We start from the raw sequence: 11,796 nt of genomic DNA on the forward strand, positions 1-11,796 counted from the left end.
ACACGGTCTCGCCGTCGGTGATCGCGAAGGCCATCGGGTCGTCGGCGCTGTATCCGTCCGCGTAGACCGTCTCGCCGAGGAACGTGCAGGTGACCTCGACCTGGAACGGGCCGTACTCGATCGGCTGGCCGTCGGCGTCGACCGCGTCGGAGGTCACCGACTTCGACACCTCCAGACCCGCCAGATCGTATTCGTTGTCGAGTGTGGCGGTCTCGACGTCGGGTGCGTCGGGCTGCGTCGTGTCGACGACGACGCCTCCGGTGCCGGACGAGCTCGTCTGGCCGTTGTCGCCCTCGACGAGCTCACAGGAGGCGCCCCAGGGGAGGCCATCCACCTGCTGCGGTTCGCCCGCGGTCAGCGTCAGGTCTATCGGTGGAAGTTCGGTCTCGACGGCCGTGCCCTCCGCAGAGACGCAGACGAGCTGCACCTCGAAGGTCTCGGGGGCGAAGCCTGCGGCGTCGCCGCTGACCGTCTTCTCGACGACCAGAGAACCGGTCGCGAGGGCGACGCCGACGCGCACGCCCTCCGTGGCGGGCATGTCGGCGGTTCCGCTCGCCTGCGTCGCGGTCAGGTGCGCACCCGCCGCGACGGTGTTCCAGGCGATCGGGCGCTCGGTCGGGATCTCCGGCGCGGTCGCTGCGGCGACCGTGTCGAAGTCGACCAGAATCACGCCGCCGGGCTCCAGCGCGGTGGGCATGTCGATCGTGACCTGCAGGCCGGTGACGTCGGCCGCTGCCGCGTCATCGGGGGAGACCCAGTCGCCTTCCGCGCACGCGGGTGTCTGCGTCTGGTCGAGATCGTCCGCGCACACGTCGCCGGTCGTGACCTCGTAGCTCCATTCGGCGCCGTCCGGTGCCTGCACGAGCTCGACGCCGCCGGCGAACTGGGGAGTCCACTCGCTCTCGCGGTCGAGACCGCTGATCACGCCGGTGTCACCGGGAGTCGGCAGGAGGTCGGCGAGGACGATCCGGTCCATCGGGATGTTGCCGGTGTTGACGATCGCGAAGCGCCACTCGACGTCGCCGCCGGGCTTCGCGATCGGAACGCACGGGGCCGTGTAGAAGCCCTCGCCAGCGGGATCGAAGGCGGTCAGGTCGGTCGGAGCGCACCCTTCGCCGGTGCTGTTGTGGAAGGATCCGAGCTCCTGGTCGTCGGGCCGCACCAGCTTTCCGGAGCGCACGGCTCCCGCCGCGAGCACGGTGATGAAGGTGTCGGTCTCGCACTCGTCGATCGGTCCGGCCGTCCCATTGCACTCGTCGAACGGACGGTCGCCGCTCACGGCTGCCGTGTTCGCCACCTGGGTGCCGCCCTCGACGCCGGGGGCGATCACGAAGTCGATCCCGATCTCATAGGTCTCGCCCGGCTCGAGCACGCTGCCGTCGGGGAAGGTGAATGTGAAGGCGCCGCCGGTCTCGTCGACGTCGACCAGATCGCTCTCGATCGGCATCGATTCGGTCGAGGACGCGTAGGAGTACGGTCCTTCCGCGCCGGCGTCCGGGTCGAGGATCAGCTGCCCGTCGGCCGCGGGGTCGTCGACGATCACCGGGTTCTCGATGGGCCAGTCGCCGGTGTTCGTGACCTCGATCGTGTACGGAATGAGCTCGGCCGGCGCGAACTGGCTTCCCTCGGTCGGCGTCTTGACGATGTCGACCGCCGACGTCGCGTGCACATACTCGATCACATCGGTCGCGGTGTCCGAGACGACGCCGGTCTCGCCGGGCGCACAGGCGGCCTGAAGATTCGCGCACACGGTCGTGGTGATGTCGTTGGTGAACGCGCCGGCTTCGGTCTCGCCCGGCGCGGGGTCGAGGTCGGAGCGGTCGCTCGGAACCGCTCCGCCGGACCGCAGGTCTGCGCGGCGCTGCACCAGCACCGGCACCTCCTGCAGCGGGTCGATCGGGTTCTCCCACTGCTGCGGCTCGCCGTTCTCATCGAGGTCGGCGAAGGTGAAGCGGATCGCCTGCACGTCTGCCGGCTGGACGCCCGTCGGCAGGGGATCGGCGAGGAACTCCGCCTCGGTCTGGAACTCCCCGTCGATCCACTCGCCGCCCGTTCTGTCGATCGCGTCGCCCGCGGCGGTGAACGTCGCACCCGTCAGCACGTCCATGCGCACGCTGTTGATGGGCGCGGTCAGAGTGAAGGACGGATCGATGCCCGTGTAGTCGAAGGCGTTCCAGAACGATGCGTCCTCGTCATCGATCCGCATGCCCTGCGTCCGCGCGGATCCGGTCGGCTGCCCGGCGAGGGTCATCACGACCGGTGCGTCGTCGGGCTCGGTCTGGGAGTCGGGCGCGAAGCTCTTGCTCGCTGCCACGTCGAGGTTCAGGTCCTCGAAATCGACCTGGGCGGAGGCCTGCGCCGTCGGCGAGTTGTCGGCCGTGCCGCCGCCGGCGTCGATGACCGTGGCCTCGGTGACATTCGTGACCGGGCCGTCGTCGACGCCCACGCGGTCGCCCTCGGTGCCGCGCACGAACTCGCGCATGCGCAGATCCATGACGATCTCGGCCGAGGCGTCGGGCTCGATGCGTCCGTCGAACGTCACCACGATGCCGACGACGTCGGCGAGCTCGGCCGCGGAGAGGGACTCGGCCTCGGCGATCGTGTGCGTCGTGTCCCCACCGGGATCCGCGACGCCGTCGCCGTCGGCGTCCCGACTGAGGACGACCTCCGTGTCGGCGGCCACTGCGCCCGCAGGTGCGGTGATGCTGCCGATGTCGTCGAGGTCGAAGAACGTGAACGGATTCTGGTCGCTGTCGGGGGCGGGATCCGCGATCGACAGCGTGTCGACGCGCGTCGCGGTGCGGTTCGTGGCATCCAGCGTGACGCGTCCGGTGGGGAAGTCGGACGTGGGCGTCCCGTCGGGCGGCACGCCGAAGGGGCTGTTCGACCAGGTCTTCTCGGTGTCGACGTTGAGGGGCACGTCGACGATGCCGATCGTCGCGCTGTCCTCGGTGCGGATGATCTCCTCGCCGTCGGTGGTGCCGGTGGTGGAGGCGGTGTCTCGCACGGTGCCGACGGCCGGATCGTTCGGGTCCTCGACGACGTTGTAGTCGAGGTCGCCCATGGCGGGTGCGCCGTCCGAGCGGCGCGTGTCCCGCAGTTCGAAGCTGAGGTCGATCTGGCGGTCGTTGTCGATGGAGCGCGCCACTCCGCTGCCGATCGGAGGCGCGGTCGGGTCGCCCTCCGCGGCGGCCGCACGTTCGGCGCTCTCCTCGAAGACGAGGCGCACGCCGAGCGCGTCGGCGCGGTCGGCCTCGGTGAGGGTCACTCCGGGGAACGAGCCGACGCAGGAGTCCGCGCACGGGTCGTTCTCGATCGGGCGCCACACGTCGCCGTCCCAGATCTCGACGGCGGTGACGTCGTCGAACTTCAGGTGCGGGTCCATCTCGGCGGTGATGGGGTCGATGCCGACGAGGTCGAACGCGTCGTAGAACGACTCGGCCACGTTCGCATCCGAGGGAGGCGTCGCCTCGTCCTGCACGACGACCTGGTCGATGTCGCTCAGGCCGCCGGTCGACCAGCGGAGCTGCGCGCCGACGTCGGCGCCGGACCGCGACGTGACGATGTTGGGCGTGAGCGATTTGTCGAGGACATCGGGTCCTTCGCCATCGGGATCGTAGGGCTCCAGGCTGGTGCTGGCGCATCCGATCGCGTCGCCCTCAGCGGCGGACTGCGTATCGTCCGACGAGGCGGAGGACACCGCGCAGTTCTCGATGTCGACGGGCGCCGTCGTCTGCGTCGTCGTGTCGCGCTCGGTCTCGCGGATCTCGGCGGTGAAGTGCGGCTCGACCGTCGTCCCTGCCGGGAACGACGACCCGTCGTCGGCTTCGTACACGAACTGCAGCCCGAGGATCTCGTCCTGCTCGGACGCGGGGATGTCCATGCTGAACACGGTCGGCCCTGCGACGACGACGGGCGCACCGCCGGCATCGAGGAGCGGCACCCAGGCGGAGCCGTTCCAGTAGTTGATGGTGAGCGTGGATCCGGCGGGAACGGCCGTCTCGGTGATCGCCGTGGCATCGAATGTGTCCCAGAACGTGCCGTCCACGGGAGTGGGCACCGAGGTGGGTTCCTGGACGACCAGCGTGTCGGCGTCGGTCGTCGTCTGCGGGAACGGATCGATCGTGGCGTTGAGCGTCACGAGCTCCCATTCGCCCGGTCGATCCAGGATCGTGCCGGGGTAGATCGACTTGTTCGTGGTCGTCTCGATGTGCTTCTCGTAGACGAGCAGGTCGGCGCTCCCGTCCTGGGAGACCTCGGCGCCGCTCTCGCTCGTTCCGGTCGTCGTGGCGACGTTCGTGAGCGTGGCGGGGTAGCCGGCCTGCTCAGGGTCGGTCAGCACATCGAACGGGATGCTTGTCTGCGCCCCGGGCTCGATCTCTCCGGTGAACTCGATCTGGAAGCGGACCGGGTCGTCGCTGGGTGCCGGAGGGGTCGAGCCGTCGGCGAGCGGAAGCGGGCCCTCCTCGCTCCCATCGGCGTAGTAGTAGGTGATCGTGGCGTCGGTCGCGCCAGCGGGGTACGCGACGGGGCCGGAGAATCCGTCGAACTGCATTCCGGCAGGGAAGCCGTCGGCGGAGGGGTCGTCACCGGTCATCGCCGGCTCCGTGATCGTGAGTGCCGCCAGGGGGAACTCGCTGTCGTTCCCGGACACGATCGTCGCGGTGCTCGAGTCGCCGGCGGCGATCGACGACGGATCGAAGCTCTTCTCCGTCGTGACGACGATGTTCTCCGCGACGATCTCATGCGTCGCGGAACCGTCCGCGTCGGCCGTCTCTCCGTCGCGCGCCACGGTGCTGCGCGTGGTGTTCGTCACGGTCGTGTCCTCGGGGAGCGTTCCGACGTCGTCGGGGTGCTCCATTCCGATCTCGACGGAGGCCGTCGCGCCCGCGGCGATGCCGCTGTCGTCCGTATCGGTGAACGTGACGCGGACGCCGAGGACGTCCTCGGCCGCGACCGAGTCCGGTGTCGTCGGCTGCGCCGGTGCGTCGACGACGGGGCCGGGCACCCATGCCGTGCCGTCCCACACCTCGACCTGCGCCTGGTCGGCGCCATCCGGGTACGTCACCGTACCGAGCCCGGTGAAGGGGAGGATCTCAAACGGGTTGTCGGCCGCGGTCGGGTCGATCGGGTCGACGATCGTCATCGACTCCGCGCCGGCATTGGACGTGTTCTCGGCTGTGACGGTGGCCGTGACGGGGAGCCCGGGCGATGCGACGGCGCTGGCCGGATCCATCGTCTTGGTCACGCTGGTGTCGAGTTCGAGGGGGATGACGGGGGTCACGTCTGCCGAGTCGGAGAGCGGTCCGCTGGGCTGGATGTCGCCATCCGTCGTGGCGGTGTTCGTGATCGGAACGCCGTTGGCCTCGTACGGCGTGTCCTCGCGCAGCCGCACCTCGATCGTGACCGTTCCCGACGTTCCGCCGGGGATCCCGGCGCCGCCGTTGGCGATCGGCATCGTGAAGTCGACGTGGACCGTCTGTCCGTCGATGGTGAGGTCGCCCTGCAGCCCGGTGCCGATCGACGCGTCCAGGATCTCGAACTGGTCAGGAACCGTGTCCGTGAGGGTGGCATTGACGCAGCCGGTCGTGATGGACGTGCACGAGACGGTGATCGTGTAGCTGAAGGACTCGCCGGGGGCGACCTCTGCGACGCTCGCCGTCTTCTCGACTTCGAGGTCGCCGTCGGCCGCGTACGCCGGGGCCACCCCGCCGATGACGCTTGTCACGGCCAGGGCGATCGTCGCGATCGATGCCCAGAGGGCCCGAAACCTGCTGCGCCGCGGTCGCGAGGTCGCACGTTCCGCCATGAAGCTCACCCCTTGCATCGTCCCCACGCGGTGTGTCTTCGGGGTCGTATTCCGGAGGCGGCGCGGAGTCCGTCGGTGCAGTCTTGCAAGCGGTGAACGGTGTTTTCAGCTGGCTCTCACCCACAGCGGGTGACAGTGCGTCCTCGGCATGGCCGCACCGCTGGTCTCAGGCTCCGGCGAACAGGCCGTCGAGACCCTTGCCGAGCTGGATCACCGCGACGAGCAGCAGAAGCCCGGCGCTCAGAAGACCGTGATTGCGGGCCACCCAGGCTCGCAGGCGCGCCAGCATCGGAGCCGCACGGGGACCGCGAGCGCAGACGAACAGCACCGGAACGGCGACGGGTGCGGCGGCGGCCAGGACGAAGCCTGCGATCAGCCAGCTGCGCTCCAGGAAGCTCGCGGCAGACAGAGCGATCTCCAGAGCCGCGGCGATCACGAGGGACATGTTGAGCGGATTCAGGAGAAAGATCCCACCGCCGACCACGAAGGCGCGCGCCGCAGTGAAGTGAGTCGCCGATCTCATGATTCCGGGCAGCTGCGGGGTCGCGGCGGCGATCTCATCGGGCGTGCGCGCGGCGGACATGCGCGCGAGCACCGTGCGCGCGCGCCGGAAGGTCACCACCGATCCCGTCGCCAGCCCGGCGGCGAGCAGAAGGTGCACCACGCGCGCCCACGTCGCGGGACCGAGCGGCGCCTCGATGGCCACGGTGACGAACACGACGTCCCACAGCACGAGCGACAGGACGATCGCGACCAGCCAGCCCAGGAGATAGGCGACGCCGTTGCGGCGGGCATGCGGAGAGAGGAGCACACCGATCAGCGCCATCACGGCGAGCGGACTCGCCATGACGCCGAGCGCGATCGGAAGCAGCGCCCACAGCATCGGGACTCACCTCGTGTCTTCGGCCCCCGAGTCGGCAGGCGTCACGGGACGACGCACGAGCTCGACGACGGCGAACACCACCGCGACGCCCACGACGACGCCGATGACGCCGCCCATGGTCGGCGGCCGATTGGCGAACAGCAGGAGCACCCCGATCGCGGCGACGGCGATGAGGATCACCGAGCGCCCGCGTTCGACGAGCTCTCCGAATCTCCCGGTGCTCAGACCGTGGCGATCGCCCGCCGCGCGCAGGGCGGACGTGCCGTTGCTCGTGGCGGTCCGCAGAGCGCGTGCGGGCCGGGTGGAGCCTGCGAGCCAGGATCCGATCGCGACGAACACCCCGAGCACCGCCAGAGCGACGGCCGTGGATTGGAGGAGCAGCGTGAGCTGGGCGAAGAGCGCCGAGGCGGTCGCGGCCGGCATGATCGACGGACTCACGGCTCCGATGAAGAACACGCGTCCGATTCCGATCCCGGTCGCGAGAAGGGCGAACGCGACGGCGAAGAGCCCCGACGTCCATGTCAGCGCGCGCAGGGGACGTCGAGCGATGCTGACTCCCGCGATGAGCAGGGCGAGCACAACCCACGGCAACCAGAATCCGGCCGCGACCGCGACCGTGTAGATGGTGCGCACGAGGACCAGCGCGTCGGCCTGCAGAATCGGGATCTCGCGATCGATCTCGGGGATCATCTCGGCGATCCCGATGTCGCGATCCGCGAGCTCTTCCTTGACCTTCTCGACGACGACGTCGAGCTGCAGCGACAGCGTGCCGTCTTCGGCCAACTGCAGCGCGGCTGCCGGGTCTCCCTGGATGATCGCGATGGCGCGCTCGTGCGTGACGCGGAGCGCGCTCTCCCAGACGTCCGCGAAGGCGGGCGAGGCGACGACCTGTCCGACGGCGTCCGAGATCAGCGACTGCACGCCCTGCGCCGCGGGCGCCTCGAGCAGACCGAGCGCGGCGTCCGCGCGGGGCGGAAGGCCGAGATCGCGGACTCCGTCGAAGACGTTGCCGATCAGCTCGTCCGTATCGACCTGGGCGTTGATCGCGACGGTCACCTCGTCGGCCACGTAGGCCTGGACGTCAGGATCCTCCGCGAGCGGTGCGAACGTCGCGACGAACTGGTCGGTGTCCACGAGCTGCATGCGCGCCCACGTTCCGAGGGCGGCGACGGGGGCCAGCATCAGTCCGATCGCGATCAGGGCGACGGCGAATACGGTGCGCCCGCGGCCGTGTCGAGCGGCCGGTTTCTCGGGAGCCCGCAGCTCGGCGTTCTCCTGCTCGAGAGCGGCCAGTCGGCGTCGCAGCTCATCCACTTCGGTCATGTTGCCCACCCCCAGAGTCGTGTCATGCGACACCGTACGGGCCGCGGCACGGGGGCGAACCGACCCGCTCACCCCGCGCGGGTGAGCGGGTCGACATACGCGCGACGTATCAGAAGGCGGCGCGGCCCGCCTCCGCGACGGCCTGGTCCTGGTCGCCGGATCCTCCGCTCACGCCGACAGCCCCGACGACCACGCCGTCGCGAGCGAGGGGCACGCCGCCCGCGAAGATCGCGACCCTGCCGCCGTTCGTCGAGTGGATGCCGAAGAACTGCTGCGTCGGCTGCGCGTTCTCGCTGAGATCCTTCGTCGCGATGTCGAAGGCCCGGGATGTCCACGCCTTCGAGATCGAGATGTCGATGCTGCCGATCCACGCACCGTCCTGCCGCACGTGAGCGACGAGATTGCCGCCGGCGTCCACGACGGCGACGTTCATGGGCTGACCGATCTGCTGGGCGTGCGCCTCGGCCGCGGCGATCACGCGCCGGGCGTCCTCCAATGTGATGGACATCTGCGTTCCTCTCGTGTGCGCCGCCGCTCAGGCGGACGCGATGTAGCCATGGGGATCGAGCACGTACTTCTTCGCGGCGCCGCCGTCGAACTCCGCGTAGCCCCGCGGGGCGTCCTCCAAGCTGATCGGCGTCGCGCGGACGGCCTTCGCGATCTGCACCTTGTCGTGCAGGATCGCCATCATCAGCTGGCGGTTGTACTTCATCACCGGGCACTGACCCGTCGTGAACGACAGCGACTTCGCCCACCCGAGCCCGAGTCGCAGCGACAGCGAGCCCTCCTTGGCGGCCTCGTCGACTCCGCCCGGATCTCCCGTGACGTAGAGGCCGGGGATGCCGAGTCCGCCGCCGGCTGCGGTGAGTTCCATCAGCGAATTGAGCACCGTGGCGGGCGCCTCCTGCGAGGCCCCGTCGCCATGTCCGCGCGCTTCGAATCCGACGGCGTCGACACCGGCGTCGACTTCGGGAACTCCGAGGATCTGCTCGATCTGGTCTCGCGGGTCGCCCTGCGAGACGTCGACGGTCTCGCAGCCGATCGATCGCGCCTGTGCGAGTCGTTCGGGGTTGAGATCGCCCACGATGACGGCCGCCGCCCCGAGGAGCTGCGCGCCCACGGCCGCCGCGATTCCCACGGGGCCGGCGCCCGCGATGTACACGGTCGAGCCGGGCCCAACGCCTGCCGTGACGGCGCCGTGGAATCCGGTCGGGAAGATGTCGGACAGCATCGTCAGATCCAAGATCTTCTCGAGCGCCTGGTCCCGGTCGGGGAAGGTCAGCAGGTTCCAGTCGGCGTAGGGCACGAGAACGTACTCGGCCTGGCCTCCGACCCATCCGCCCATGTCGACGTAGCCGTAGGCGGATCCGGGGCGGTCGGGATTGACATTGAGGCAGATCCCCGTCTTTCCCTCCTTGCAGTTGCGGCACCTGCCGCACGCGATGTTGAACGGCACCGACACGATGTCGCCGACTTTGACGAACTCGACATCGGGACCGACCTCGACGACCTCTCCCGTGATCTCGTGACCGAGCACGAGGCCGGCCGGCGCGGTCGTGCGACCGCGCACCATGTGCTGGTCGGAGCCGCAGATGTTCGTCGTCACCGTGCGCAGGATCGCGCCGTGCGGCACCTTCCGGCCGACGTTGGCCGGATTGACTCCCGGCCCGTCCTTCAACTCGAACTCGGGGTAGGGAGTGTCGATGACCTCGACCTCACCCGGACTCTTGTATGCGACTGCTCTGTTCGCCGGCATCTTCGCCCTCCGATCGTGCGGCGACGTCGCCGCACGATCAGTCTCGCCGGTCCATTCGGGCGGGAACATCACCACCTCGGGGCGTTCCGCCCACCCGAACGAGTGGGTACGGTCAGGGCATGCCTGACGGAGGGAACGACTGCACGGCCCACATTCTGCGCGACCTGGTCGAAACCGTGACCGCTCCCGCGTCCGCGGTGCCCGCGCGATTCTCGGACCTCATCGCGCCCTTCGCGCCGCACGGTGCGCTCGTCATCCTCACGGCCGACGTCGACGGTGGGCACCGGCGCGGGGCGGGGGACCCCGCATTCGTGACCGGCGTGTCCTTCCTCGACCTCGATGAGCGGCTGCGTGCTCAGCACCCCGGGAGCGTGCGACGTGAACGGCTCGACGTCGCGGGGGAGCCGGTCGAGACGCTCCTGGTGCTCTCGCGCAACGGCGCGCTGCTCGCGCTCGCCGCTCCCATCGCGGATGCGGAGGGGGAGCAGGTCGTGCTCGATCTGTGGAACATCGTGAGCCTCCGCATCCAGGAGCTCGCCGATGCGGCCGCCCCTGGCTACCTGCGGCAGGCGCGCACCTCGGCCGGGCAGCGCATGGAAGCGCTCGCAGAGGTCGGCGAAGCCTACTCGACGACCCTCGCGACGGTTCTCGCGGTGCTGCGCTCGACGGCGCTCGCCGACGGCGTCGCCCGCACGAAGGCGACGGCGCTCGCGACGGAGGGCCTCGTGGACCTGCGCACCTCGAGCGATCGTGCCCGCACGACGACAGAAGAGCCCGTGACGACGGCCTTCGCACGCCTGCGGGACGACCTGCGGCCGGTCGTCGACTACCGCGACATCGACGTGCAGCTCGTCGAGCCGCCCGCCGACGGAAGGCCGTTGCCGAGCGAGGTCGCGCACGGTGCGCGGGCCGTCGTCCGCGGGTCGATTCTCGCGCTCGCCGAGGATGCGGACGTCCGGCGCGTACGGGTCCAGTGGGACTGCGACGGGACGAATCTCCTCATCGACATCCGGGATGACGGCGACGGGACGGTCACCGCGGGCGGTGGTCCGCTCGCGCTCATCACCGACCGGGTGAAGGCGCTGCGCGGGAGGATCGACATCGACGCCACGCCGGGGTGGGGCACCGACATGTCGATCGTGATCCCGCTCGACCCGCCTCACGCGCACGGCATCTCGCCAGCCGCATGGTCGCTGGGTCCCCGCGAGACAGACGTGCTCGATCTGCTCGCCGCCGGCCGTCGCAACCGCGACATCGCCGGCGAGCTCGGGATCAGCGAGAACACGGTGAAGTTCCACGTCGCCAACGTGTATCGCAAGCTCGGCGTCTCGTCTCGCGCCGAGGCGACGGCCACGTACCTCGAACGGGTCCATCATTCAGAGGCCGACGCCTGAGTGCGTCACGTGCGTGATCGACGGGGGACCGGAACGGCGGCCGTCGGCGCCGTCACCTGTCGCGGGGCCCTGGCATCGCGCCGGGACGCGCCGTAGCGTGCACGTCATGGAACGCATCGATCGCGCCGAGCGGATCATCGCCGCGAGTGCCGCGAGTGTCTATACGGCGCTCGTCGACCCGACGGCGCTCGGCGCCTGGCTGCCGCCCGACGAGATGACCGCCGCGATCGATCGATTCGCGCCGGGTGTCGGCGGCGGTTTCCGGATGACGCTCTCGTATCCCGACAGCGACCTCGAGCCGGACGGATCCGGCCCGGGGAAGACCACCCCGCTCACCGACGTCGTCGACGTGAGCTACACGCGCCTCGAGCCCGATGCGCTCGTCGAATGGCAGGCGCGCTTCGTCACGCCGGCTGAGGCGTCTGCGCCGATGACGCAGACCTGGTCGCTGATCCCGGTCACACACGCGGGGACGCGCGTCGAGATCGCGGCGAGCGACGTGCCCCGGGGCGTTCCGGCGGGCGTGCACGAGGCCGCGCTCGCGACATCCCTCGATCAGCTCGCGGCGTGGGTCATCGAGAGCGTGCGCTGAGACGGGCGCGGTCGGTCGCAGGACGGCATGCGACCGACC

At 69.9% G+C, this 11,796-nt stretch carries 7 protein-coding genes; 2 read left to right on the forward strand and 5 right to left on the reverse strand.

Annotated elements, in window-relative coordinates; all coding sequences use genetic code 11:
* From KOL93_RS03190 to fdhA, 5 genes are all read right to left on the reverse strand, one after another.
* Window positions 1-5,809 (reverse strand): DUF5979 domain-containing protein (locus tag KOL93_RS03190; RefSeq protein WP_221583889.1); only part of this gene is annotated, 5,809 nt, incomplete at its 3' end.
* A 166-nt stretch (window positions 5,810-5,975) separates the two neighbouring features.
* Window positions 5,976-6,692, reverse strand: a complete 717-nt coding sequence (locus KOL93_RS03195) for a GAP family protein (RefSeq protein ID WP_221583890.1) — start codon at window positions 6,690-6,692, stop codon at window positions 5,976-5,978.
* A gap of 6 nt (window positions 6,693-6,698) precedes the next feature.
* Window positions 6,699-8,015: a coiled-coil domain-containing protein gene (locus tag KOL93_RS03200; RefSeq protein ID WP_221583891.1), complete on the reverse strand. Its 1,317-nt coding sequence runs from the start codon at window positions 8,013-8,015 to the stop codon at window positions 6,699-6,701.
* A 109-nt stretch (window positions 8,016-8,124) separates the two neighbouring features.
* Window positions 8,125-8,523, reverse strand: coding sequence for a GlcG/HbpS family heme-binding protein (locus KOL93_RS03205; RefSeq protein ID WP_221583892.1), 399 nt, complete (start codon window positions 8,521-8,523; stop codon window positions 8,125-8,127).
* Window positions 8,524-8,550: 27 nt separating this feature from the next.
* Window positions 8,551-9,771 carry a formaldehyde dehydrogenase, glutathione-independent gene (gene fdhA / locus KOL93_RS03210; protein ID WP_221583893.1) on the reverse strand — a complete coding sequence of 407 codons (1,221 nt, stop codon included), beginning with the start codon at window positions 9,769-9,771 and terminating at the stop codon, window positions 8,551-8,553.
* 119 nt (window positions 9,772-9,890) lie between these two features.
* On the opposite strand from fdhA, the gene KOL93_RS16315 reads away from it, so the two are divergent.
* Window positions 9,891-11,165, forward strand: a complete 1,275-nt coding sequence (locus KOL93_RS16315; RefSeq protein WP_221583894.1) for a helix-turn-helix transcriptional regulator — start codon at window positions 9,891-9,893, stop codon at window positions 11,163-11,165.
* A 106-nt stretch (window positions 11,166-11,271) separates the two neighbouring features.
* Window positions 11,272-11,757: an SRPBCC domain-containing protein gene (locus tag KOL93_RS03220; protein WP_221583895.1), complete on the forward strand. Its 486-nt coding sequence runs from the start codon at window positions 11,272-11,274 to the stop codon at window positions 11,755-11,757.
* Window positions 11,758-11,796 lie beyond the last annotated feature (39 nt).

Source organism: Microbacterium salitolerans (genome assembly GCF_019720895.1).
Lineage (GTDB): Bacteria > Actinomycetota > Actinomycetes > Actinomycetales > Microbacteriaceae > Microbacterium.

What these genes read in the sequence shown, in the direction of transcription:
- KOL93_RS03195 (WP_221583890.1), bottom strand. Translation starts at nt 6,692, where the DNA reads ATGCTGTGGGCGCTGCTTCCGATCGCGCTCGGCGTCATGGCGAGTCCG.
- fdhA (WP_221583893.1), bottom strand. Translation starts at nt 9,771, where the DNA reads ATGCCGGCGAACAGAGCAGTCGCATACAAGAGTCCGGGTGAGGTCGAG.
- KOL93_RS03205 (WP_221583892.1), bottom strand. Translation starts at nt 8,523, where the DNA reads ATGTCCATCACATTGGAGGACGCCCGGCGCGTGATCGCCGCGGCCGAG.
- KOL93_RS03220 (WP_221583895.1), top strand. Translation starts at nt 11,272, where the DNA reads ATGGAACGCATCGATCGCGCCGAGCGGATCATCGCCGCGAGTGCCGCG.
- KOL93_RS16315 (WP_221583894.1), top strand. Translation starts at nt 9,891, where the DNA reads ATGCCTGACGGAGGGAACGACTGCACGGCCCACATTCTGCGCGACCTG.
- KOL93_RS03200 (WP_221583891.1), bottom strand. Translation starts at nt 8,015, where the DNA reads ATGACCGAAGTGGATGAGCTGCGACGCCGACTGGCCGCTCTCGAGCAG.